Source organism: Candidatus Poribacteria bacterium (assembly GCA_021295715.1).
Classification (GTDB): Bacteria; Poribacteria; WGA-4E; order WGA-4E; family WGA-3G; genus WGA-3G.
This window is the reverse complement of sequence record JAGWBV010000038.1, coordinates 34,921-61,206: the sequence shown is the minus strand read 5'-3', so window position 1 is coordinate 61,206 and position 26,286 is coordinate 34,921. Positions and strand designations below refer to the sequence as shown.

The following is a 26,286-nucleotide window of genomic DNA, read 5'->3' as shown; positions in this document are numbered from 1 at the left end:
TATCGTATTTGACGGCGTTAAACTCACGCTTGATGTCAACATGGGTTCGCCATTCGTCTTGGTCTAAACCGACTTTGAAAGACGACAAAGCAAAGTTGAAGGCAACACGGGCATAGTTTCCACAATGTTGAGATATTTGTGTGGCTTGCTTGTTATTCGGATTCAACTCTATTTGCTGTGTTCTCAAATTCATTGGGCTCTCACGTATCACGCTTTTACCGCTTATCACAGTCGGTCGGCGAGGAGGCTGCACAAGCGTGCAGGTGATAAGTCCTCGCCACGTGATATAATTAGTATAGCACTTTCTCAAAGTATTGTCAAGAAAAAAACGATACAATTTTAGATTCTAACAGGTTCTTATAGGTTTTAGTAGGAAATACCGAACTGCAACTTACCCCTTGGCAAGTGATAGGTGTAGTTGGCAAGAAACATTATTGCTGAGGCGGGTCAATATCTCGGAGAGCGTACACACCCCAACGAATCTTTACAATTTCACCGAGCTTGGTAAGTCGAATGAGTTCGTGATGTATCGCTACCGAATTCCCTTCAATAGCTGCAACCACTTCAGCGGCTTTTTTCTCACCATCAGCGAGGAGAGCTAATATTTGTTCGCGGAAGGTTACGCGTGGGATATTCCCACCCCTGAGTTTGTTCAACACACGATTCGCCTGCCTTGAAGAGCATCCGAGGATCCGCTCAACCTCTTCTCTACCGGTCTCCGCAGTCAGATTGTCACGTTCTACTTCAAAACGCTCGCGTGTTGCTATTGTCTCAGTCAGTTTGTTGAGTTCACCAGCAATTTCAAAATCTTCCCAGTCAAAAAGGAGGGTCTCAGGTCTGTCAGTGATGTCTGGGATTTCAAGGCTACTCACCAACACCACTTTTTTACCGGTCAATCGGTTCAATCCCGCATGTCCGATAATCTTTGTAATTAATTCTGCAACGGTTTGTGTATAAATTCTCTGAATCCGTTCATCTTTATAGTGTTGGAACTCCGTGTCTGCTTCATAACAGAGCGGGTCTTCGTCGTTCCCAAACAAGACTTGTGCCCGCCTCCATATAATACCCGGTTCCCAGTATGGCGTTCCGACTATCCAAACAACGTCTGCCGCTTCAATAGCCGTTCCTAAATTGTAGAGGCTCTTAAATTCCGTCAGTAAACAGACATTTTCTTTTTCTGCGATCTCTTTGAGCTGCTCAATAATCGGGTCATAGGTAATAATCGCATGTTTAACGCTCAGATTCCTCTCAATTTCCGCGCAGATACCGAGAAGGATGCGCTCTCCTATTTGAGAGAGCCCAATAACGTCACATGTGCAATCATAATCTAACAAAGTTTTTAGCGAATGGACACCTGAGCGAATCTGAAAGACCTTGTTCCCCGTAACCCATGGCATCGGTCTGGTATGAACAACACCGATTTCTTCATCTGGAAATGTTTCACGGAAATCCCGTTCAGTCAACGTCGCTGACATAAACAAAAGCCGTTTTATACTCGGATGCAGCACCGGTGGCACCCAGAATAGTAGTACCTTGTCATACCATATTATCGGGGCATCAGCATTGCGGGTGTAGTGTGCTAAGAAACGCTTGAGTTGATGCCAGAACGTCCAGTCTGGATTCCGGTAGACGCTCGGAAATTCCTGAATCTTCTCGACCGTTCCGATATCCATAATACCCAATCCAATTGCTCGTTCAATCGACATCGCTATTCTCATCTCTTTGTCAAGCTCAAAGGCTTCGAGTTGGAAAACCGGTAGTCCTTGCGCCATAAGTCTCTCTGCAGCGTAATCGTTGAGTGGAATGTAGGCAGAAGCACCCCCTTCAAAGGTAATTGTCCAGCGCGCCAACTCCTCTTCGGATTCGTCATCAATGATCCGCTGCTCAACAACTCTCCCTTTCAGATTGACTTGGCACATCTGTTTTATAAGTTCTTCTTCGTGCTGTTGAAACCCCTGCATCACGATGCGAATCCGTTTGGCGACAATATCGTCTGTATCGTTTTCAATTTCTAAAATACTCAGTAAGGCTTGCGCGAAGTCCGCTAAGGCATTCCCTTGCCAATTTACATTCCATGCTTCTAATTTACTCTTGGATATGCCACATTCCAAAAACAATCCATCCGCTTTTGATGAACTGACAATACAAAGACGTTCCGTGCCGTTGAGAGGTTCAAGGATTTTTTCTGACACTGCCAATTGATCGGGATCCAAAAACGTTTGAGTGAACCCAAATATTTGTGTCTTCGCGAGTTGCAGTGTAGCAGGTTGCGATAAATAACCTCGTTCTTGACATGTTGCATAGACAGGGCATTGTGGGCAGAGGGTTTTACTCGCATTCACTCCCCTCCCCACCAGTGCTAAGAACCGTTCCGGATCTTCACAGACATTCCCGCGTTCAAAAGGGGTTGCCATCCGAAGGTCAAGGGGTATCTCTTTCACCTGATCCCACAAATAAGTCACATGTCGCCAGCGTGCAATGGGTGGTAGGCTTTGTCTTTCAAAGTGCTTTACGGCATCTTCAACTATTGGGTAGCCCGCGCTGAAAGCAACTGCACCGCTTCTCAGGAGATGTGATTCCACTTCATAGTTGCTCCTTGCGTCCGTCTCGGCAAGGAGTCCAATAACGCGCGTATCGGTCTCAAAGATCTGCTGTATCTGACTGATATTCTTCTCAAGTGGCTCGTAAACTTTCTCACTGTCTTCCGACTTTTTCAGCACTGGGGATGGACGTTTTATCGCCAACGGGCTAAGTTTTCCTTCTCGCACCGCAAGTATATTCTCGGATACAGGCAGCCCAGTCGCGGGGATCATTGGCAGAATTCCCGTATCCTCCCAGACATCTGTGATAGGCGTGTCTTCCGTCGGTAGCTGAAGATCAGATGTAGATGCCCGTATCCATACAGTCCTATCACACTCCCATAACGACACATCGACCTCATCACTGTCAGCACTCTCAGCCCAGTGATGCAAATCGTTCTCTTGTCGGAGATATGAAAACCCTCGCTTCAAAAACGCTTCTTTCGCAAGATCCAATTTACGCGACCCCAGAGAAGGTGTCGAAACTATAAAATCTTGGAGAATAGGTTTCGCTATTTCTGCTGCAAGATTGATAGGGTCGTGAAGTGCTTCTCGAAGCGCGTCAATAGATGAAAAGAGGATCTCTTTCGGAATGACAGGCGGGTTTAGCAAATTTCCAAGTAGCACCTCATAGCGCCCATCCCATGGACTATGCCCCTCGTCTCCAAGTATTTCCAGATACACATCTCGCTGATATGCATTTTCAGCGGTCGCGATATCCTTGTAGATGTAATACCTCGCCACTTCGGTATTTGGATGGAGATAACGTGGCACTCTGCAAGAGAAGCGTAATCCACCGGATTTCGTCAGGACCAACAACGGGTTTGCAACAACGGTGACGAGCGTCTCAATACAAGCATGGACTGCATCGGGTGCCGCACAGATAGCTTCATATTTGAAATCCAAGTCGTGCCATTGCGCTTCGTCACGTTCGGAAGGGATACCCGTATACACCTGAATCCCCCAAGACGCGTGCCACTGCCGGATCTCCCAATCTGCCCTTCGTTGAGGTCTCAAAAACCTTTCATCCCCAAAAGACTGTGGAACACGATCTTGCTCAGGAGTACCACCTATCGGCATAAAAGAAATGCCCGCCTGCTCTAAGTCGTAGAGCGCCACTGGATATCTCTGCGCACAAAAGACCGTGAAATGGTGAAAAAGTCCTTTGTAGAACGAAGGTGTTACAACCGTCTTTTTCTGCCGAAGCGGTTTCTCGCGTCGTTGATGGCAGCGTTGAATAATATCTTTCAGAGCATTCATAGGAGCCTTTTGCCAAATTTTGAATCAATTCTGACGGATGTTTGATTTTTGGCAATCTCTTTATTATTATAAGATTTAAAGATCCTTGCTACTTGTGGCACCATTTATCTTCTCAAGGAACGGACTGAGTAAATCAATCGGGATTGGGAAGACAACGGTCGAGTTTTTCTCCGCACTCACTTCGACCAAAGCCTGAAGGAATCGGAGTTGCACAGCCGTCGGGGTCTTACTGAGAATTTCAGCGGCATTGGTTAGTACCTCAGCAGACTCGAACTCACCCTCAGCGTGTGTGACCTTCGCACGCCGTTCCCGTTCTGCTTCCGCCTGTTTCGCCATGGCGCGTTGCATCTCGACAGGGAGATCCACGTGTTTAATCTCCATCGCAAGCACCTCAACGCCCCACGGTTCACAATGTTTCTTAATGATCTCCTCCAAATCCTGATTTAGTTTCTCTCGTTCTGAGAGCAGGTCGTCCAGTTCAGCACGCCCCAGTACACTCCGGAGCGTCGTCTGTGCGACCTGGGCAATCGCAAAACCGAAATCTTCAACCTCAATCACGGCTCTATCCGCTTCGGTCACTCTGAATGTAAGCACGGCGTTAACGCTCACGGAGACGTTGTCTTTCGTAATCACATCTTGCGGTGTGACATCATTGACGATAACTCGTAGACTGATACGCTGCATCCGTTCGATCCAGAACGGTATCAAAAACACGAGTCCAGGACCGCGGGTCGAAACCAATCGTCCGAGTCGGAAAATGACGGCGCGTTCGTACTCTTTGAGAACGCGGACGCTCGTTGCGATCATTATAACAACGGCAATTGTGATGGCAAAATAGATAGGGTCAACTTGTGGCATATTTTAATTTTTCCTTTTTTAATTTTCCTTGCGGAGAAACAACGTGCATTTAGACTTTTATGCCTGATGCTATGAAGCATATCAGCCAGTAATGTCGCGAGCCTTTTGAAAAAAGGCACGTTTGCGCGGTGTATTGATTTGCCATTGCACTGGCACGGACTGGTAGCCGTTAAAATAGTCATTTTCGCCTGGGTCGAAGTAGCCCCATGAGGCATATTGACTCACAGCGGCAACGAAGTTGTTTAGGGGTTTATCGAAATCGAAATGGTCGTCTTCATTGAAAAGGATTGGCATCGGACGGTAGCCCGGGACCTCGCGGGTCTGTTGGACCATCTCAATGATGCGGTTCGGATCACTCACGCCGTTTCCGTGGACGAGTAGGAAATCGGAAGAACGAACAACATTTTCAAGGGGCACTCTGCCTCCGCCGTAACTCGTCCCGACGAGGAACCTATCCCCATTGCGCGTCGTCGCCTTCACCCGTTCGATCAATTCATGCACCCGCTCAGGTTGTAGAATTTCATGTGAGTATCTCACATTGCACTCATTATTAACTTCAACAATAACATTTGTGTATCCCTTGTCAAAGAGCCAACCCGTTGCGTTGTCAACGGCGTTTTTGACGGCATTTTCGTTAGAGATCCGTTGGTCCTGACCAAAATAGAAATAACCGAGAATAACAACCATACCGAGCGCGTCAGCGAAGTCGATAATACGTTCAAGCCTCGATAAGTAATCGGAATTCAGACGACCATCGGCTTCTATACCTGAATTGTGCCACGGCTGCGCTTTGGAGTACCCTTCCGGACTCCCACCTTGGAGGTTAATAGTGAACGCCAATATACCGTGTGCACGCCACGTCGGCATCGCAGATAGAAATTCACGCGTATTGCGTTCTGGATCCCATTCCCCTGTATCCGGGTATTCCCAGAGATGTACCGTTTCAGAATTCCGATCATCAAATATACCTTGCACCATACGGGTGTTGAGCAGTAACCCTTCAACCTTATGTCCTCGGTAGACCCGTCCCGGATAGGTAATTTCTCCATTGATGTAAAACGCATCATCAACAATACTAATTTCTGTTTTCATAATTTTTTGCCTTTCGTTTATATGCCTGTCAATATGGGTTTCATGATGGTTCGGATGCGGTCGCGCGGGACCGTTAGCGAGAAAGAGTCCTGCGAATGCGGTGCTTCCGTTAATTAAAAAATTCCTGCGGTTCATGAATTCCCCTATTGTGTTATTCAATTACATTCTAAAAAAATCTCCTGTCCATTCCGCTCACTGTGTCTTCTGGGACAATGCTTTGAAGTACTGTAGAAGCTGCTTCCGATACTGGAATGGAATATCTTCAAATTCCTTGGCATAAGGTGTGGTTTCTAATTTCCGAACGACTTCGAGGAGCTCAGGATGCAAAGGCGGCACTTCCTGTGCAGGTGCTTCGGGTCTCTCCGCGACCTCTGCTTTGCGCTGTTTACCGACATCTCGTTTCTGCAACGATTTTAAACTGTCAAGCATCCGCGTCAGAATTTGCGCCTGTCTCTCAAGAACGTCCTCATTGAGTTCACCTTGACGAAGCGACTTCTCAACCTGAGCCATCTCTTCAGCAACATCTTCGAGACTACCGAGAACCTGCGCCATCTGCTCTGCACGCTCAGCGATCCGTTCAGTTGCCTCTTGGATCAACTGCTGCTGCGCAGCGAGTTGACGCATCATCTGCTCAATCCCTGGGGTTCGTCCCTGTTCCCGCATCTGCTGATTCAGATTCTGTGCCATCTCGTTGAGCTGCTCTTGACTCTCAGCGAGCTGCTGCAACTGTTCCATCATGTTTTCAAACCCGCTGGCACCCATCTGTTGGTTCATCTGTCCCATCGCCTCAAGGAGTTCAAAAACCGCCTGATTAAGATCAGCGAGCGCGGATTTTTGGATCGGGACAGCGAGGCTTGGCTGCCGATCCTCTAAAGCACGGGCGGCACGAGAAAGGGCATCGTTAGAAGCATTAAGATGGAATATAGCTTCAGGTGGCACTTGTATCTGTCGGTTGCCTAAATTCCAAAGTTTACTGGAAAGCTGCGTGAGACTCTCCGCCGTACTGAGTTCATCCGCAGCGAGGTGTTGCAATCGCACAATCTCACTTGAAATGTAAGCATCAGACTGCCCAGCGGTGAGGATGTCGTTCGTTTGCATGAGGACTTTCTCGTGGAGATGTGAGAGGTGAAGCCCACTTTCAACGGCTTCCTGTAGGGCGGTCAAAGTTTCGTTGGCGTTTGCCCCTTCCATGAACGCCAAGGCGTTATCCAACCCCTGTGCGAATTCTGTGAGTGTCTGTTCTGCACCCCGTCCAGATTCAAGTGCCTCCTTATTTTCTCCACGTCGGAGGTTTTCACTCGTCGCTTCAAGCATCTCAGGCAGTTTATGCTCGTGCGCAAACGCATTGAGTCGAAGAATTTCATCCGCAAGTCGTTCTATTTGCGGCGGTGCGTTCTCTTGATTTTTAGCGAGTTCGCCCATCTTTGTGCCGAGTTCCTCTAACTTTCCGCTAAGCGCATTGAATTCATCCGCCACTCGGTCCTCTTTTTCTGCGAGATCGCTTGTAGGTGCGGACTGTCCCGACGACTCCAATGTATCCATCAACTGCTTCTGCTGTTCAGCGAGTGCCTTTGCTTGTTTCACTGCCGCTTCGAGTTCCTGTTCGAGGAGAATCTGTTCATAGAGCGATTTGGCACGTTCCAATTGCTGTAAAAACTGCTCTTGACTGAGATTCGCTTCCGCCATCGACCGCTCCTGCTCATCCACCTGCTGTTCGGCGAGTGCCTCTGATAATTTCTGTAGGAGTTCTTTATGTTCTTCGGAAAGTGCTTTCTCCATGAGATATTGCAGTTCTTGATACTTCTCTATCGTCTCAGCGTCAAAGAGTTGGTTCTGTTCCATCTCTTCCGCTGTCTCCTGCATGTTTTCGATGAGTTGCTTCGCCGATTCCTCAATCTGCTTCTGATTCTCAAGCACTTGTTGCATCAGATTTTCGTCATTGAGGGTAAGTTCCTGGCTCTTCCTGATTTTATCAAGGAGCGTGTCAACCAGACCCGTCGCATCTGCCTGCTCGTCAACGAGTTCCTCAAGTCCTCGTTGTTCGGTTTCCTGTTCCGCAGCAACAGCGTCATATAACTCCGAGAGAGAAGGAAAACGGAGGGTATAGGTATGAGACTTACCGATATTCGGTCCTGAGACATCATCAATATCCAAGGCTTGAACGTAATACGCGAGCGTTTCGCCGGGGAACATGCCAATCCGATCAACATCCCACGTGTATGCTACATAAACCGATCTGTGTGAGAGCGCATCCCCAGACTCCCAACGTTTTAAAGGCACATTTACCTCTTCAGCACCTTCACTCTCAATACGGTATACCAATTGAAGTTCCTGTATGCCGTAGTCGTCTGTAGCCTCCACCTTTAGCGCGATCAACATTGCATCGTCTAACACGGTATCCCGTGCAGGTGCGACAATATTGACATCGGGAGCGGTATCTTCAAAAACAGTAATCGTCCGACTCACGGGGTTTCGATTCGTGAACCCATCACTATCAGTAATGTGGATACGATAATTTTCACTCTGACGAGCAACGAAAGACCCTTGCATGGAAGAGGGGAAGGGTGGAAGAGTGGGTGCCCATCCTTCCGCTCTTCCATCCTTCCATCCTTCCATCCTTCTATCCTGTGTAGGAGTCCCCTGTAATTGCCGCTCCGTAACCTCCAATTCCACATTACCAGATGCATCAAAAGCAATGTGTGCCTTCTGAAGCGGTTTATTGCTCTCCCCTGTGAACACTACCTCTGTTCCGGAAAGCACTTGTATGTCCCCGACATTTGCGGGGAGGGTCTGGGACTGTAACTGCGTGTAAGAAGGATAATTAAGTCGATACTGGAACTGCGTGACAATCGGTTCATTACTGATCGTTATTTGATACTGTTCCGATGTCACCTCTTCGACAGAAATATAATATTGAAGCGGACGTGTAACATTCTCAAGAAGTGCGCTATGCGGCGATAAAATCTCGATTGTTTGCGAAATGTGACCAGTGTCAATGGGGTTACGATGCATTGGTAGGGATTGCCATTCCGCAGTGGGTGTAGCCTCATCGCGACTTCCAACACGATAGTAGAGTGAAACAGGCGCGTCGAAGTGTCCGTTTACTTCGGCGGTTATACCAACATGGCTCCCTCGTTCAATCTGGATACTACCGGGTTGAATGTCTGTAATTTGAATGGAGTCTTTCAGATAAACAGAATCCTCTTGCAGTGCCGTTGGTAAAGTCTCAAAGGTCCTCGCAAATCCCATGAAAGCGGTAGGTAAAAGAAGATGTGTACCCCAGAGAAACACCACGCCCACGACAGCAATACCAGCATTCCGCCGAACTTTCCGAAACTCAGTCTGGAACACTCGCTTGGGTTGAATCTGTTCTACATCTTGACTGGCTTGAACGATAAGGTGTTCAATAAACTCAGGGGCATATCCGAGTGGGTTATCCGTCAAGTTTTTCCGGAGCTGTATAGCACTGAGAATCCGGTTTTCAGTAGCGAAGGATGCTTCTGTCTGCGTCGATTCAAGGCGCGATGCAACAGCCGCGTCCGTCAATTTCTGACAGAGGGGCAGAACGAACGATCGGATGACAGCATAGACAGCACCACTTATTGATAACAGGAGGATCACAATTCGTATCCAGCGTGAGAAAGGAGACTGCCATAATTGGAAACTCACTGTTAAAACGATAAGTGTCCCCGCAATCACGAGTGCCACAATACCGATGCACTTCAGGAATCCCTCAGAGAAAATGAGCCAGCGCCACTGTCGTTGAATCGCACGCAGCCGATCAATGAGGTTTCCGTAAGCCTCGTTCACATTTTGTCCATCCATTTCATTTCGTCCTTTAGTGGGTCAGCACATATACAGCAATATTTACCGCCATTTTCGCTGCGAGTTCGCGAACCTGAGGTGTATCGTCTGGATGCACATCGGCATCCTCAAGCCCATCCCCGATGTCCGCACTATAGGCATAGTAAACGACCATACGTCCATCATGAAAAAGCCCAAACCCTTGTGCGGGCTCAGCGTCATGTACATGAATCTTAGGTAGTCCTTTCAGTTCGTAGAAACAGCGATAAATCAGATGCGTGTTTGGGATAGGGTGTAGTTCCTGCTCTGGAAACACTCTTCGCATTTCACGCCGAAAACTCTTGTCAAGCCCGTAATCATCGTTCGCGAACAGAAAACCACCGTTCTTGAGATAATCCCGCAATGCCTCAATCTCACCTTCAGTCAATCGGATATTCCCATGCCCTACCAAATAGAGTATCGGATATTGGTAAAGGGTATGATCGGTCAGCTTAATAATCACTCTATCCTTAGCGGTTTCAATATCTGTTCGGTTTCGGAGGAGTTGAAGCCAATTTTTGATCGTTGTCGCGTCACCATACCAATCACCGCCACCACTATAGTGGATTTGGGCGATAGTTATCGGGACATCGGAAGCCTGTAAACTCCGTTTCATCTGCACACCTACCACAGCGCAAAAAAGGAAACAACAGATCCAAAAAGAGTTTCGTAAAACGGCTTTCGGCTTGGAAATGGAAAGCAGGAAAGATGGAAGGATAAGTGTCCACCGTTCCAATCTTCCAATCTTCCAATCGTTCAATATTTTCTTCCATCCTTTCATTCACGTTTCCCCTCTTGCCGACGGCTGACGGCTGACAGCCGATAGCCATTTAAGTCAGTCCAACCCGTTTACGCAAAAACCATTCAGTCCCTAATAATCCGACAACTGTGATCAGAATCAATGGATGTGCCCAAAGTTCGCGTTCTGCATCAACAAATATCGGATTTTGGACATTCGCAATGCTTTCAGGGACCGATTCTGCGTCAGCCATTGTAAAATAGGTGCCACCGGTTTGTTCAGCAAGTTGCTTTAGTAAGTCTTCATTGAGCTGCGGGTTCTCTAATTCGGCAAGCTGTGGATGAGCATAAATATCTGTTTGATCTTCACCTAATTTCAGATTGTCACGCCTACCGATTGCGCGAATGCGGTACCTCCCCTTTCGCAGTAGCACAAATTGGGCGGTATAATGGAAGGAAGGAAGGGTGGAAGGATGGGCATCTACTCTTCCATTCTTCCCCTCTTCCATTCCAGACCGGTTTGTGCTTCCAGCCGTTGCATTCATCTGGAACTGGAAAGGATCTCCATCAGGCGGTACGACTTCGATCTCGACTGTTGCTCCCGCTTGAGGTTGATAGGTTTCAGAATAGAGATATGTTGTGACCTTCACTGTATCCCCTATTGCATAGGTAGAGGCATCTGTCGTAAGATACACATTCTTGTCATCGGTATTTGTTGCCATCCATCGCAGCACCTGTGCCCAAAAACGAGCATAGATTGTGTGATAACGGCTATCTTTAAATGTTTTAACACCAAAATCCCAATTCCAGAAGCCCTCCGCGGCGATAAGGAGGCTTTTGCCTAAACCTGCTCTCTGAAGAATCAGAATAGGCATGCCTCTCCCATTTTCCATCAAAGCCATCGCGCCACCCCTGAGACGAAATCCACTGAAGGATCGCGGCAACGCTGGCATATTCCGCCACAAACTTACGCTATTTTCACCCAACACCACAGTTTTATCCGTTTGTGTGTTCTGACGGTCATCAAGTTGCAACATCGGGTGAAATGCACCAGATTCGGTTAATTGCAGCGTAAATTCTGTATCCTCTACATGACATCCATTACTGGGGATGTCAATCGGCAAAAGAGGTGCTAATTCTGTATTCCCGAACCCATTCACGCCAAGCATGTTCCGAGAAGGTAGAAAGATAACCGGTTTTCCCTGCGTCTCAACAAAATCGACGATTGCACGTTGCTGGGTTTCAGTAAGATGCTCAGCCCCCACATCACCTAAAATCAGAACATCGTATTTAGAAAGTTCAGCAAGCGTTTCAGGGAACTGAGGGGTCTCCGATACCGGAGTCGCCTGCGGATAATATCCATCTAAACGATTGAGGAGGCTACCTACAGGGAATTTCTTTAATCTATGAGACGCTAAAATTGCACAGGTAGCCTCAATGTCCGGGTCTCGTTCCAATGTCCGTTTTAAAAAAGTATAGTCCCACCTGGGCCTGCCTTCCAAATAAAAAACGTTCAACTTGGCTTTCACAACTTTCACCGAAAACGTCTTTTGATTGTTCGCCTCCGTGAGTTCACCGTCAAGCATCGGAAGTGTAACCGTGTATTGAAAGTTACCTTCTGACTGCGGTGTCAATTTCAACTCAATCACCTGTTTCGCGCCGGCATCGACAGCGTTTACTCCCTGATGCGCGTTGAAGGTAAACGTTACAGCATCCACGAGATCCTTACTTTCTACTTCCCGTAAAGACAACTGGGTCGTTTTGCCGGTGTAGCCTGTTTGCACAACGGTCACACGAATAACACTCTCATGGTCTGTGTAAGCAATTGGCGTGTAATTGACACCCTGAATCTGAATGTCTTTTGGCGGTTCCACAGAACCGACACCTATTGGATAGATCGGCACTCCTAATTCGGTGATCGTCTCCACAGGAAACTGTCCAGAATTGTGTGCCCCGTCTGTAATAAGGACAATACCGGCAGTTTGTTGCCCCTTCCATGCCGCTGCAGCACCCCGTATAGCATTTGCGATATCAGTAAGGTTTCCTTCTGCTTCAAACGGCGGCATTGGAGAATCATCCGCTTGTGCTAACAAAACACTTTGTTGCAGTCGCGTGTTGAAAGGGTAGAGATGAATCTCAAATTTATCTTGTAAGGTTTGCAGGAATTGCCCGGGGACATTGAAAAGCAGTTGATTCACCTGACTCAGTCTTGACATAGGTATCTCGCTCATAGAGGTATCAACGAGTTGCATACTGCGCGAGGTATCAACCAAAATAGAGAGGTGTGTCGGTGGTGTGATGTCTTTCTTTTCAATGATAACAGGGGCTAAGAGACAACCGAGCAGAATCGACGCTGCAGTGATCCGCAGCAGAATGAGCAAGAATCTATACCTCGGGTGTAATGAACGCGCCATACGAAAATAAACAAACACCGTTATACCGATGACAACGCCGATACTGAGTACAACTACCCACCCTGGCAAGAAATAGGTGAATCGCATATTTGAATTCCTTTCAGAACATATTATAGTCCAATTAGCGAATCACTGTCAACCCGATTTCTGTTTCTTCAGCGTATTCAGTTCTTGCGTTGCGAGAAGTTAATTATATTTTCACATTCATTTTTGTAGAATATATAGTAAAGTCGAAAAATATGTGGACAGTTGTGCAGCGAAACAAACCGCCCCCGCCACTGGCGAGGATTGTATCCTCGCCTCTTTAGAGTGTCTCATTCATTCTAAATTTTACTATAAAAATTGTGAAAGTCTCCTCAGAAGCGCGAATCTGTAGACGCTTCAGGAAACATTAGAAAAAATTGTTTGACAATAGACACTCCTCTTTGATAAAATATGCTCAATTCAGATTTTGTAGAGGTGAAGTGCAACATGGTGGAACAAAATACTAACGAGAATGCTGTCGAAGCCGAAGAACAAACACTGGCAGAAAGCGGTGTGATCGTCAACGCTGCGCAGATGCAGTCCCTTGATATTAGTGATCGGTTCACTCGAACGAAAACAGCAACCGGTTGGCAGATTAAGTTGAAGGCAGCATCGCGGGTCACTATCAACTTCATAACCAGCATGCGAAAATTTGAAATCACATTAATGCAGGACGATCTTATTGAGCGTGACGGGGATGACCTCATCCTGACCCGGAACCAACCGGCGGATGCTTACCGTTCCCAAAGGAATGTATCCGCATCACCCCTCGCGCGCGGCAATGAACGGACATTAGTTTCTGAGCCGACCGAAGGCAGGACAGTATAGTTCTCTGCTGTGGAGGTAGCAACTATTTTAGAACGCATCTATCAGCTTCTCTCCAGTTTAAAAGGCGGAACGATGATTCCGACTGAAGTCGTCCTGAGCCCACAAAGTTACGCGAAACTTGTTTCTGAGCTCGCCGAAAAACTCGGGTCTCAAGGCATATCGCATCTGCAACTCGCGCATCACCTCGCCTTGTCAGTTTCCATCCAACAGGAGAACACAGACCTTGTCGTTCTGAAGGAATTGACCCCTAATCCCTGTCCGATCTGCCACCGCCGGTTAACGTTCCTTCGAGAAACAATGGAACGTTTTGAGAATGATAATTCCGATCTGATCCGTTGTCCAATGGGGCATCGTTATCCAGGCGTGCTAAAGGTGTATTATTTGAACATTCTCCAACACGGTGAGAGAGACGACACCGAAAAGCCGATAAAAACGTGCCCAGACTGTGGTGGTAAAAACATCCAGTATTTAGGACCAAAGGTGATGTTTTGTCTTGATTGTGATTGGGATAGCGGGATGGAAGCACGGTATTAGATACAGTGCCGGATAGAACACTAAATAATGTGAGTTTGATAATAAAAATTGAAAGAGGCCCGTAGGTGTTTTTGCTTGGGTGTTTCCGCCAGGTAGAGTGATGAAGACCTCAGAATCCTTCAGTTTACCCAGAAACGTCTCTTTTTCATGACACATTGAGAAAAATAAACATAGCGAAACCCGACACTCCACCGGGGGGCTGTGAGAATGAGGCGGGTTTCCAAAGATACGCTTATGTCAAACTCACGTTAAATCAAGTCGTGTATTTGTTAGGTAGGTGCGCTTTGGAAGCGCACCATAGGTGTCAATTTAGTAGGAATAAGTATGTTTTTGGTGTAAGAACAAATGTTAGAGGTAAATTCTACAAAAGAGGTATTTCCAATGTCCATTTTACTACAGGTTCCCGAAAAAATGCAAATGATTCTTCAAACCGTCCCCGATGAAGTCGCACCGCAGACGGGGTGCGTGAAAAGAAAACGCAAACTCACCGGGAGTGCGTTAGCCCAAACGCTGGTCTTCGGGTGGTTGGAAGACCCTGAAGCGAGTTATCAGCACCTCACTGAAACAGCTGCGACTCTCGGTATACAAGTCAGACGCCAGGCTCTTGAACAACGGCTGACCCCTGAAACCGCTGAAATGTTCAAACGCACGCTTCAAACAGCGATTGCGGAAATGCTCGAAGGGGGCAATCAACGGCAAACGCTCCCTTTACTTGAGGCGTTTACGGGTGTCTATGTTCAAGATTCGACATGGATACGACTCCCCAATGAACTCCATGAGATTTGCAAAGGGCCCCCGAAAAAGGATCATCCTCACAAAGCGGCTTTGAAACTTCATCTGTGTTTTGATGTCCTTACGGGAAGTTTTCAACACTTCCAACTCACTGACGGGATGACGGCGGATGCCACGGCTATGAAAGCCGCTCACCCCCTACCAAAGGGGAGTTTACGCCTCGCAGACTTAGCATATTTTTCGCTCGATGCGCTTGAGAAACTGACTGAAAACGGTATCTACTGGATATCTCGGTTGAAAGCCAACTCGTTCGTGTCTGATGACACCGGGGAACGCCTCGATCTACAAAACATGCTCAAAGCAGAAGCAGAAAACACCTTCATCCGTAAGTCTATTCGTATCGGCAAAACCAAGCGACTTCGGGTGTCTCTCGTCGCTGAAAGACTTTCTCAAGCAGAAACCGATAAACGCCGACGCTCCATCCAGCACCGTGCCAAACGCAAGGCAGAAACCCTCTCAAAAGCACTCTTACGTCTCGCTGGATACAACCTCTATATCACCAATATCGAGGCACATCGGCTCACACCGAAGCAGATTTGTGCCATCGTCGGTGTCCGTTGGCAGATTGAGTTGATCTTCAAGAGTTTCAAAAGTCTCTCAAAACTTCAGGTCTCCCGAAGTCAGAAACCCTATCGCAGCCTCTCTGAAATCTATGCCAAACTCATCGCACTTTTGATTCAGCATACCGTCATGTTAGGCACTGGATACCGACACATACAACACAGTTTCATCAAAACCGCAAAATATATCGCAGGCTATGCGAGACTGATCACCATGAGCTTTCATCACGCAAAAACGACACTTCGCAAAACCTTGAAAGACATAAAGCGTGCCTTTGAAAATGGAGGCACTTTTCAGAGAGCCACTGGAAAAAATACAACATGGCGGAAACTCCAAGAGGCTACGGAAAATCCCTAAATTGACACCTATGGAACGGTCTCGTCCCACACCTGCTCAAAAGGCGTTTTCCAATAGAGTTTGCCGGTGGTTGGTGAAATGCCGATGCAGTATTTCCGGGTAAGTGCGACAAGTTGTTTTATTCCTTCAAACTCAACACAGATTGGTGATGCGTAGGACGGTCCATCTTCAGTCCACTGCCACGCGACTTCTCCTGTACGTGCATCAAACGCAGTTAATGCACCGTTCTTCGGATCGCCTACATGAACGATGCAATAACCTGACTCCACAATCGGCGATGTCGAACTCCCAAAGCCGAGGTGTTTTTGAAGTCTTTGCGCCAAAGCAGTTGACCCGTTTCGGCATCGAATGCGGAGAGGGCTTGCGCGATCCCCAGGGCATAAACAATCCCGTCATGAAACACCGGTGTGGAAAATGGACCTTGACCACGCGATTCTGCACCATGCCAGGGCCACATGTAAGGTACCGGTCCATAGGAATTCTGCCAAAGCATCTCACCTGTTTTGAGATCAAGTGCAGTAACGACTTCATTTTGGTTCTGCCGTGTGTGCGTGTAAATCCGTCCTTCCACAACGATAGGCGAAGCGTCCCCACTCCCTAACTCCACATGCCATAGTTTTTTAAGTTGTTTCGGCCAAACCTCTGGTGCAGAGAATTGAGTCAAGATACCATCTCGGTTTTGTCCGCGCCATTGTGACCATTCGGCGGATGCGATGGTGGCACAAAGGCACACGATGATCCAGATGCTTCTTGAAAGTTGTTTCATTTTTCTCCTCTTGATGGATAAGCCGGATTTATGGATATAACCCTTTAACAGCAGGACGAGTATTGTCTTGTATCCTATGACTACCACCAAGTTGTCCACCAATACTGTGTCCAATACAAGGAGGAAGCAGCTATCTTCGTTAGCTCGCAGACGGTGTGGAGCAGGAAGATCGCACCTGTTGAAGGATCGGATGTCTTCTCGTAGACACTCATTTCTCCATATATCGCTTCCTCTGGGTGTTCCTCTGGGACAACCATCAGATACAGCATTATCTGTTTCGGGGTCAGATACCAGTATAAAGCTTCTCATCTGTTCTTCAACGATCTGCAAATCTGCAAAAGCATAGTGTCCATCCCGTCGCTGCTCATCACGCCACTTCATCATCCGTTCGCTTTCTGTCCATTCCCAGTTATCTCTCGGCAACTCCCAAGGTGAGCGACCTGTGCACGTGTTCAATCCCCACTCCATTAGTTGGAGGATGTAGAGTTGATCCTCTGATACTTGGTTGTATAGTTTCATCCTGTCGTATTCCCTGTCCACGTCGTCGAACTAAAGCAACGGGGGCTTGACACCGAAGATGTGATAATCCTGTCCGCGTTCTCCGCTTCCTTCGCGATTTAGACGACAGAAAAACCGCCAAACTTCACACACAAAAGAAAATACAGATATTTTCTTAAATTGACACATAAAGGTAGATCGTGCGAAACCCAACAATACGGACGGTAATATCAGTAAAGTGTCTGCTTATTTTCGCCGGAAGCGACTTCCCAAATACGGACGGTGCCATCTCTGCTACCGCTCGCAACCGTCCGCATATCCGGACTGAAGGAGATAGCAATTACCCATCTGCTATGCCCTTTAAACTTTTTTCTGTATTCGCCTGTGTTTGGATCCACCAAGTGGATATGTCCGAATTCATCACCACCAGCTAACAGGCTCCCATCTGGGCTAAAAGCGACGCTATTAAGATCATACATACCGTTCCCAGAAATTTTATGTTTCAGTTCTCCTTTCACCGTATCCCACACATGGAGAACTCCGCCACTACGGAAGGTCCCGTCTTCACGACGGATAACCGGCTCACTTCCTCCGCTCGCCAATGTTTTGCCGTCCGAGCTAAAAACAATGCAATGACAACCTCGTTTATGTCCTATAAGCGTTTTTTTGACTTCGCCTTTAACCGGATCATATAAATCGATGGTGGCGTGCAGATTTGAAACTGCCAATATAATGTTATTCGGGTCGAAAATGGAAAAGTAAGCATTTATAAATTCTGTACCGAAACCCCGCATGATACGCTCCTTTTCGGCACCAGTGTCTGTGTCCCAATAAGTAAGGACTCCGTGTATTCCCACTGTCATGAGTGTTTCCCCATCAGCACTGAAGTCGAAACTTCTGATCCAGCTGCTACGATCGAGTTTATATTTATGCTTTCCTGTGTTGACATCCCAAAGATGGATTCTGGAGAGTTCTTCTTCACTTGCGATGATGCTCCCGTCCGGGCTGAAAACAATCTTGTGTACACCGGTTCTACGACTCTTCACCAAACGGAGTAATTGATAGGCGGTCGTATCGTATATCCAAATCCCCACAGAATTTGCGACAGCGAGCAGTGTGCCGTCTGGTGAATACTCCACATCGTAGATGCGCCCCACATTGAACTTTGTTTTCGCATCTTCGGGTAAAGGGGATTGCGCAAAGAGCGTGGTAGGGAGACAGAACGTTGAAATCAGTAGAAGTATCAATAAGGTCGGAAGGTATCTGATTTTTGTTGCGAATATGTTTTTCATCGGTGTCCCTCCTTTTAGGTACAGTAACGTGAGTTTGATAAATATTTGCCTAATTTTTAAAGAAAGAGAACCCTTTTGGTAGAATGAAGTAAAACCATTTTATTTTTTTCACCAAAAGGAGTTCTCCGATGAATATCCTAACACTTTTCTGCGACATAGACGACTTTTTTCTTGCGTATGAGAAATGGATGTCAACACAGTGTCTCCCTGAGACGCCCCCCTCGAAACCCGGGGACGTCCGAGACGGTTGCATCCAAGCGAGGTGATGACGATCTTGATCGCGTTCCATCAAAGCAACTATCGGACGTTTAAACACTTTTATCTCAAACACGTCTGCGTCTATTGGCGGACAGCGTTCCCGCATCTACTGAGTTATTCTCGCTTCGTGCAGCGAAAAAAAGAAGTCCTGACGCTTTTGACGTTTATCTCGGCACGCGCCTTGGCGACTGTAGCGGGGTGTCCTTCGTCGACTCAACACGCTTGCGGGTCTGTGATACCAAGCGGATTTCCTCACATCGCGTCTTCGCAGGTGTTGCGGAACGTTCAAAAACGTCTATGGGGTGGTTTTATGGATTCAAACTTCATCTCGTTATCAATCACACTGGGGATCTCTTGGATGTCGCACTGACCCCTGGAAATATAGATGACCGAAAACCGCTCGGAACGTTCGCAGAACGCCTTCACGGGAGTCTCTACGCAGACAGAGGGTATATCTCCAAAGACATTCGCGAAGCACTCCGGGAGCAAGGGGTCAACTTGGTTTACAAAGTCCGTAAGAACATGAAACCCCTAAAGGTATCTGTCTCCGATGAGGTGTTGCTGAAAAAACGGACGCTCGTTGAATCGGTGATCCGGGAACTCAAGACACAGATGCAGGTGGAACACAGTCGTCATAGAAGCCTTGAAAACTTCCAAGTCAATGTCTTCTCTGCTTTGATTGCGTATCAGTTGTTGGAGAAAAAACCCTCGCTGAACCTCGCTGAACTTCAAGGTGTCAGCGATTTACCCGTGATTTTCTAAACGCTAAACTTTTATCAAACTCACGTTAATGGAAGTGTCCAGCGTGTGGATCAGCAGCGGCAGCAGATGGACCCGGTGGCTCTTCAATCTCTGTAATGAGCGTTTCTGTCGTCAACAGCAAGCCAGCAATACTGGAAGCGTTCTGCAACGCGGATCGGACGACCTTTGTCGGGTCAACAACCCCTTCTTCAAGCATATCGCCATATTCAACTGTTGCAGCGTTGAAGCCGTAATTCCCTTCACCTTCCTGCAGCTTGGCAACAACGACCGACCCTTCCATACCCGCATTCTCTGCGATAGCACGCACAGGTGAGAGCAAACTGCGACGGATAATATTGAGTCCTGTGTTCTGGTCTCCGTCGAGTTCCAAATCACTCAAGGACGCGGCGGCCCGTAAAAGTGATGTGCCACCCCCTGGGACGATCCCTTCTTCAACTGCGGCACGCGTTGCGGCGAGGGCATCTTCAAATCGAGCCTTCTTCTCTTTCATCTCGACTTCCGTAGCAGCACCAACATTGACAACGGCAACACCACCTGCGAGTTTAGCGAGCCGTTCTTCCAACTTCTCTCGATCATACTCAGAAGTCGTTTCCTCGATCTGCGTCCGAATCTGCGCGACTCTTCCTTCGACGCCCTCCTTAGCACCACTACCTCCAACGATTGTGGTGTTATCCTTGTCAACAACGACGCGTCGAGCCGTTCCCAACATGCCAACAACAATGTTTTCCAGACGGATGCCCGTCTCTTCAGAGATGACTTGACCACCGGTCAGGATTGCGATGTCTTCCAACATCTCTTTACGTCGATCCCCGAAACCGGGGGATTTAACGGCGGCAATTTGAAGGTTTCCACGGAGTTTATTCACAACTAACGTAGAGAGCGCTTCCCCTTCAACATCCTCAGCGATAATGAACAAGGGTCTGCCGAGTTGCATCGTCTTTTCCATAATCGGCACGAGATCTGCCACTGTGGAAATTTTCTCGGTATTGATGAGAACAAAAGGGTTCTCAAATTCGACCACCTGTGCCTGCATGTCAGTTACAAAATTGGGTGAGAGGAAACCACGATCAAACTGCATACCTTCAACAATATCAACAGTCGTCTCTGAGGTCTTGCCTTCCTCAATCGTGATAGCCCCGTCGTTTCCAACTTTTTCAAGTGCTTCAGCGACAGTCGCGCCGATATTACTGTCGTTTGCAGGATCATTGGCTGCGATTGCGGCTACCTGTAAAATCTCTTCATGTGTATTAACCGCACGGCTCTGTGCGGTAATCGCATCAACAGCAGCGACGACGGCTTTGTCTATACCAATCTTCAACTGCATCGGGTCGGCACCAGCAGTGACGTTCTTGAGACCCTCATGAAGGATTTCCTGACCCAACAAGGTAGCAGTAGTCGTTCCATCGCCTGCGACATCGTTTGTTTTCGTTGCAATAGATTCGAGTAACTGGGCACCCATATTTTCATAGGGGTCCGGGAGTTCAATTTCTTTTGCGACGGTGACACCATCGCATGTTACCAGCGGTGCCCCGAAAGATTTTTGAATGACAACATTCCTACCACGGGGACCGAGGGTAACCTTCACAGCATCGGCGAGTGTATCCGCGCCGCGCTTGAGTGCCACCCTCGCTTCTTCATCAAAGATAATTTGCTTTGCTGGCATTGAATTCCTCCTATATCAATTTAAGTGTTGCAATATTTAGTATTAGAAAATGTTGCGATTACAAATCGCTGCTATAATTATAGCATACACGCCAGATAAAGTCAATTTTTTATAGAAGAACGCGCAAAGTTCCTCACTTCCCTGGTAGGAGGGAACTCAGAAACCTTCAGTGCTCAGCAAAGAAGGATTCTGTAACAATTGACTTTTCTTGGAATATTCCGAGAGCGGGTGAATTATTACGAACACCCTCTTACCGACCGCCGACTGCTAACTGCCGATTGCCATTCTTGTAGGAGGGAACTCCGATTCCCGACTTCCCTGGCTCTGATTATAGCCGGCACGAGCACATAAAAATAGGCGAGGCGTTTGCTGGGGTGTTTCTTCATATTTCCCCTAAGACACCTCACCCGCGAGTAAAGTTTAGAATCTACGTGGGTTTTTCAGACTCCCCCAAGTGATCGCCAATTTCTCCGATGGATCAACTGCGAGTGACGCTTCACCCAAGGTAATCGCTGGAATGACAGGCACTGACCCTAACTCCAAAGAAATGGCATCTATCGTCTCAATCCTTATGTCGGGTCGCGGGTTTTCCCATTTTGTGGTAATTAACCCCGCGTGTCCACAAGGACCGCCTTCCTTCTTCACCCAGCCCCAGACCGAGTTATCGTCTTGGAGCTCAGCATCGTCGTGGCACCAATCATCGGAATTAAAACCTGAAATCATCTCAAGCTCTTCCTTCTTACCATCCTGATAATTCATCACGAACATGTAGCTCGGAACGCCGTTCTGTTCCCACCCGGTCGAGTGGAAAAAATAGATGAACTTTGTCTTACCTCCAACGACGATGTCTTCAACCGCTTTGGGCCATATCGCGGCATTGGTGCCGAAGATAACAATGGCACCGTCTATAATTTTAAACTCTACCTTCCCATCCGGTCCTTCAAACTCGTCCACTTCACCGATAGGTAATCGGGAAAGCGTACTATCTCCAGGATTTTTCGTCCACCACTCGTGTTTAACGAGTTTCGTGTTTGCATAGGGCTCTATATCAACATGTATCCATTCTTCGAGTGCAGCAGCGGTTCCTGCCGCAAAAAGACTGACAACACAAAGGAATGCAATCAGTATGAACCACCTAACCAGTTTCATAAGAGTTTCTCCTATGTTAATTTAACGCCGGTTTGAAAATAAACTTGTAGGTGTTTTTGCTTGGGTGTTTCCCCTAGGTAGAGCAGTAAACACCTATTTCGTTTTTCAAGACCACTTTCTGTATCAATACCAGTAGCGAAACCCAACTTGACACTTTTATCAAACTCACGTTAATTTATAGATTATGCGAATAGTATAACAGGGGTAGGGATTAATGTCTATAAATTTCGGTAGGCGCGTTTCTCAAAGCAGCCATACAAGATTTTCATTCTTTCGACTTAGGCACGGCAGGCTCAACAAATAACGTCTTCTCACGCGTGTAATGCACATAACCAGCGACGTTCCCCTTGCGCTTCACAACATACCGTGCCCACGTATAATCAACAGGCACATTACTGGCATGATGTGCCTTGCTGTAGTAGGCAGCGAGTTGCGCGGCTTGCAACAACGTCGGCATCGGAATGTCTTGGCGATTTTCTGGGTTGCGGATGATGACATGTGAACCGTGAATTTGCTTCGCATGCAGCCACATATCACGAGGCTTGGCAATCTGACGTAAGAGCAAGTCATTCGACTGGCTGTTTCGTCCAACATACATCTGGAAGCCGTTGGTAGAAGTGTACCTTCGGAAAGGACCTCCACCTACCTCCTGTTTCTGCTTACCACGCTGGGGTGACTTGAGATAGCCGTTCGCGACAAATTCCGTTTTGAGACGCTGCAGCGCGTTTAAAGTATCAGCGGCTTCTAATTTGGAGGCATACAGTCGAAGAGTTTCCTGATCCGCCTCTACATCCGAAATGAGTTGCTCGATGCGTGAACGCCCTCGTTTTGCTTTTGTGTATTTCTTAAAATATGCTTGTGCGTTATCGGACGGACTTTGCTCCGGATTCAGCGGAATCGACAGCATTTCAAGGTCAGAACTGTAATAGTTCTGCAATTCTATCTGTTTCTGCCCGCGGGTGATAGCGTGTAGATTCGCGAGAAGCAACTCACCCTGAATGCGATAATCCTCCGCTTTCTCTGCCCGTCCCAAATCGGCGTGTAACCCATCGGCTTTCCGCTGGAGTAGATTCTCCTGTTTGTTTAACGCTTGCGTGAGGGTCCGGTGTTCCGAAGCCATCTCCTCCTTCAGGGTAACCGCCTCGTAGTATGCGGTGAGCGCGCCGCTCATTGTGTCAAACGTTTGAGAGGAAGCATGTGGGAATTGATGCAGCGTCATCGCTGAAGCGGCAATCGGCGCATCTCCATCCATGAGGAGTTGCGGTGAAGTCTGCGCCGCATCGAAACAGTCAATAACCTGCTGATACGCCTCCCAAAGACCTGTTTCCGCTGCCCGTGCAACCACCTCTTTTGCGAGTGTTGGACTAAAACCGTCGATTTTGTTAAAAAGCTTCCGCCAACTCACGTCCGCTTGTCCGTCAAAAAGTTCAGTGAACGTTGTCTCATCCAGCGTCAATGGATCTACCTTCTCCTGCTGCGGTGGCAGAGCATACGTTTCACCGGGTAAGATCTCTCGATGTCGGCTCATTGTCTCGTCGATACGTTTGAGACTTTCCAAAATCCTGTCGTCGGTTGCGTCAATGAGGATAATATTGCTATGTTTTCCCATAAATTCAGCGATAACGGCTTTAGGGGACGGTTGTATCGGCTCATCGGAAACGGGTTGAACGGTTATCTTGAGGATCCGATCCCAACCGAGTTGTTCAATTGCAGTAATCACACCGCGCCTGAGATGTGTTGTGAGAAAATCCGCCAGATAGGATTGCTTTTGTCCGGGTGGAGGTTTCTCGATGAGGTGGGTGCGGGCATGCAATGAATGTGCAGATAGCGTCAGCCACTGCGATTGGGCACCGCGACCGATCTTAAATGAAAAGGTGTGGGGATTCGCCTGTTCAATGTGCCGAATTGTCCCGCCCAAAAGGGTTTCTCGCAATTCTTGGGCAACCAGACGAAGTGCTAAACTATCGTAAGACATAGTGGAGATCTCACTTCATGGAATTTACATTGTAGCGTTGCTAATCAGAAAATGTAACGCGTTCGTAAATTTCCTGCAAGGGTAATTCACACTGAATGGAAGGAAGCGACAGAATCTCATCACGTTTTTCAAAATCGGTAAAAATCCACTGCCTCTCTTGACGGTAGTAGTGTTCAACACGAATCTGGTCTTGAGCAACGAGGACGTATTCCTGCAACGATGTGACATGGCGATAGTGGGCAAATTTTTCACCCCTGTCAAACGCTTCGGTTGAAGATGAAAGCACCTCTACGATAACAATCGGGTTCAAGAGCGTGTCAAAGACATCATCTTCAAAACGGGGTTCCTCACAAACAACGCCAACATCGGGATAAAAATAGGATTTTGCTGTCGGAATACTGATACGCATGTCATTCGCGAAAGCAGCACACGCTGTGCCCTTCAAGCGAGTGTGGAGCTCACCAAAGATATTACCTGTGACAAGATTGTGTGCGAAACTGGCTCCGGGCATGTTGATAATCTCTCCATTGATGTATTCGCTTCTGACTGTTTCAGCATCAGGTATCGCTTTACGTTCTAAAGCGATGTACTCCACTGGCGTGAGATATGTTTGAACTGCCCGAGTTGCCATGATTTGCCTCCAGGAATTTTTAGGGGTTCTTAGGACTTAGGCAATTTTCTGATAAGAATCTACAGTCCACCATAGGCGAGGTGTTTTGCTGTCGAAGGGTGTTTCTTCTAAGAAACCTCGCCAATAAAGGAAGCTGCGTAAGTCCTGTAATTCTATTATAACATTGTTACAGGAGGGGGTCAAGATTTTTACATACCATCATTAACCTCCATTTTTTCTTGGGTTTATGTTTAGACGGTTACAGACGCACTGCAGGCGGTTTCTATCAACGCAAGACCTGTATCTACAAACCTCAATGATAACGTTTTAAGTTCTGTGCCACGCCGCGGAGGTGTTCCTGAATTTCGGACGGAACACGCGGATTAAATGGAGCACCCGTCCCAGCGGCAATATCATCAAAACCGCTTAAGATCATCGCTTCAACGACAGCAGAATAGTTATACACCCGCTCGTTCATGAAACGAATCTCCTCAAGCGGCGCAATGTCGGCTTCAATGCGTGCAGAGGTCTCGTAATCCCCTCGGCGTTGGGCATTATTAATCTCGTCAGAGGCACGCGCAAAGGCGACCGCAATACCAGAGGTATGCCCTTTCGTACCCAGCTCCGCCGGACGGGTACACCTATCGCCGATGCCCCACATCACAATTCCGCTGTCCCCAACACCTTCAACGAGTGGCACAACGTCCTCTTCACCTGTCCCGATCTTCACACCCACGAAATGCGGCGAATCGTTTAGGAGACGAATGACCGCTTCTAAGTCGCGTTTCTGACGGAAATAGTAGAGGAATCGGGCACCACAAGAAGTGCCGTATTTCTCACCAAATTCCATGTACTGTTGGTAGATCCCCTCTGGACTTGAGACGCCAGTCAAGGGCATGAGCAAGTACACATCTGGCGGTCTTTTGAGTCCAGACTGGGCTTCAATGAGTTGACCTGCCTGACCGATGGGATTCGGCACAATACCAGACATGAGGATACCACTATCCCCCATTTGTTGTCCGGTGTGGTCAATGAGCCGAAGTTGCGCTGCTTCGCTGATATGATGGATCAGACTTGTCCCAGCGATAGCAATGACCCGCTGCCGTCCTTCATCAAGATAGTTGTTACGCATTAAATAGTCAATGTTCTTAGCGTGTCCGGTGTAATCAATGTTGTCCCCTTCGAAAGGAACAATAGGAATCGCAGTAACCGAATTAAGTGCCTCCAAAAGATTTGATAGTTCTAATGGCATAGCAGTCTCCCGTATTCTGGTAAATTTTAGAAATAAGCTTACATCACCTCTCGTTGTTTAACATCTGAGCGAAGATGCACAACCTAACAGGTTATGCTACTTTAACGTGAGGATGTATTTTCAAACTGGCGTTACAATAGTCTCAAACCCCGTAGCTCGTAATGGAATGGAGAGCGGATAT

The 26,286-nt window shown here is 47.6% G+C and carries 18 protein-coding genes and 1 pseudogene; 4 read left to right on the top strand and 15 right to left on the bottom strand.

Annotated features, from left to right (window positions below):
• The 7 genes from J4G07_11105 to J4G07_11075 all read right to left on the bottom strand — a co-directional run.
• A partial coding sequence (locus J4G07_11105; GenBank protein MCE2414545.1) for a helix-turn-helix domain-containing protein occupies positions 1–193 on the bottom strand: 193 nt, incomplete at its 3' end.
• A 238-nt stretch (positions 194–431) separates the two neighbouring features.
• Positions 432–3,839 (bottom strand): hypothetical protein, encoded by a 3,408-nt coding sequence (locus J4G07_11100; GenBank protein ID MCE2414544.1) that lies wholly within the window; start codon positions 3,837–3,839, stop codon positions 432–434.
• A gap of 75 nt (positions 3,840–3,914) precedes the next feature.
• A complete protein-coding gene (locus J4G07_11095) occupies positions 3,915–4,697 on the bottom strand; it encodes a slipin family protein (GenBank protein MCE2414543.1) in 783 nt (260 codons plus the stop codon).
• Between the two features lie 81 nt (positions 4,698–4,778).
• The gene (locus J4G07_11090; protein ID MCE2414542.1) at positions 4,779–5,789 is read right to left on the bottom strand and encodes a hypothetical protein; all 1,011 of its coding nucleotides are present in this window, start codon (positions 5,787–5,789) and stop codon (positions 4,779–4,781) included.
• 192 nt (positions 5,790–5,981) lie between these two features.
• Positions 5,982–9,614: a hypothetical protein gene (locus tag J4G07_11085; GenBank protein ID MCE2414541.1), complete on the bottom strand. Its 3,633-nt coding sequence runs from the start codon at positions 9,612–9,614 to the stop codon at positions 5,982–5,984.
• Between the two features lie 13 nt (positions 9,615–9,627).
• Positions 9,628–10,248 carry a DUF4159 domain-containing protein gene (locus J4G07_11080; GenBank protein MCE2414540.1) on the bottom strand — a complete coding sequence of 207 codons (621 nt, stop codon included), beginning with the start codon at positions 10,246–10,248 and terminating at the stop codon, positions 9,628–9,630.
• Between the two features lie 214 nt (positions 10,249–10,462).
• The gene (locus tag J4G07_11075; protein ID MCE2414539.1) at positions 10,463–12,871 is read right to left on the bottom strand and encodes a hypothetical protein; all 2,409 of its coding nucleotides are present in this window, start codon (positions 12,869–12,871) and stop codon (positions 10,463–10,465) included.
• 384 nt (positions 12,872–13,255) lie between these two features.
• On the opposite strand from J4G07_11075, the gene J4G07_11070 reads away from it, so the two are divergent.
• The 3 genes from J4G07_11070 to J4G07_11060 all read left to right on the top strand — a co-directional run bounded on the left by J4G07_11070 (position 13,256) and on the right by J4G07_11060 (position 15,880).
• The gene (locus J4G07_11070) at positions 13,256–13,636 is read left to right on the top strand and encodes a hypothetical protein (protein MCE2414538.1); all 381 of its coding nucleotides are present in this window, start codon (positions 13,256–13,258) and stop codon (positions 13,634–13,636) included.
• A 9-nt stretch (positions 13,637–13,645) separates the two neighbouring features.
• A complete protein-coding gene (locus J4G07_11065; GenBank protein MCE2414537.1) occupies positions 13,646–14,170 on the top strand; it encodes a hypothetical protein in 525 nt (174 codons plus the stop codon).
• A 381-nt stretch (positions 14,171–14,551) separates the two neighbouring features.
• Positions 14,552–15,880 (top strand): IS4 family transposase, encoded by a 1,329-nt coding sequence (locus J4G07_11060; GenBank protein ID MCE2414536.1) that lies wholly within the window; start codon positions 14,552–14,554, stop codon positions 15,878–15,880.
• Positions 15,881–15,888: 8 nt separating this feature from the next.
• Here the strand turns inward: J4G07_11060 and J4G07_11055 are convergent, their stop codons facing one another.
• The 3 genes from J4G07_11055 to J4G07_11045 all read right to left on the bottom strand — a co-directional run bounded on the left by J4G07_11055 (position 15,889) and on the right by J4G07_11045 (position 18,436).
• Complete coding sequence (locus J4G07_11055; GenBank protein MCE2414535.1) at positions 15,889–16,149, bottom strand: PQQ-binding-like beta-propeller repeat protein; 261 nt, start codon at positions 16,147–16,149, stop codon at positions 15,889–15,891.
• Positions 16,119–17,165, bottom strand: coding sequence for a PQQ-binding-like beta-propeller repeat protein (locus J4G07_11050; GenBank protein MCE2414534.1), 1,047 nt, complete (start codon positions 17,163–17,165; stop codon positions 16,119–16,121). Before J4G07_11050 ends, J4G07_11055 begins: the two co-directional genes overlap by 31 nt.
• Before the next feature lie 209 nt (positions 17,166–17,374).
• Positions 17,375–18,436: a WD40 repeat domain-containing protein gene (locus J4G07_11045; protein MCE2414533.1), complete on the bottom strand. Its 1,062-nt coding sequence runs from the start codon at positions 18,434–18,436 to the stop codon at positions 17,375–17,377.
• Between the two features lie 128 nt (positions 18,437–18,564).
• On the opposite strand from J4G07_11045, the pseudogene J4G07_11040 reads away from it, so the two are divergent.
• Positions 18,565–19,456 (top strand): annotated as a pseudogene (locus J4G07_11040) (IS982 family transposase).
• Between the two features lie 25 nt (positions 19,457–19,481).
• Here J4G07_11040 and groL read toward each other — a convergent pair.
• From groL to J4G07_11015, 5 genes are all read right to left on the bottom strand, one after another.
• Complete coding sequence (gene groL, locus J4G07_11035; GenBank protein ID MCE2414532.1) at positions 19,482–21,119, bottom strand: chaperonin GroEL; 1,638 nt, start codon at positions 21,117–21,119, stop codon at positions 19,482–19,484.
• A 420-nt stretch (positions 21,120–21,539) separates the two neighbouring features.
• Complete coding sequence (locus J4G07_11030; GenBank protein MCE2414531.1) at positions 21,540–22,268, bottom strand: hypothetical protein; 729 nt, start codon at positions 22,266–22,268, stop codon at positions 21,540–21,542.
• A gap of 265 nt (positions 22,269–22,533) precedes the next feature.
• Positions 22,534–24,243, bottom strand: coding sequence for an NFACT family protein (locus J4G07_11025; protein MCE2414530.1), 1,710 nt, complete (start codon positions 24,241–24,243; stop codon positions 22,534–22,536).
• A 40-nt stretch (positions 24,244–24,283) separates the two neighbouring features.
• A complete protein-coding gene (locus J4G07_11020) occupies positions 24,284–24,874 on the bottom strand; it encodes a Uma2 family endonuclease (GenBank protein MCE2414529.1) in 591 nt (196 codons plus the stop codon).
• A 292-nt stretch (positions 24,875–25,166) separates the two neighbouring features.
• Positions 25,167–26,105: a dihydrodipicolinate synthase family protein gene (locus J4G07_11015; GenBank protein MCE2414528.1), complete on the bottom strand. Its 939-nt coding sequence runs from the start codon at positions 26,103–26,105 to the stop codon at positions 25,167–25,169.
• Positions 26,106–26,286 lie beyond the last annotated feature (181 nt).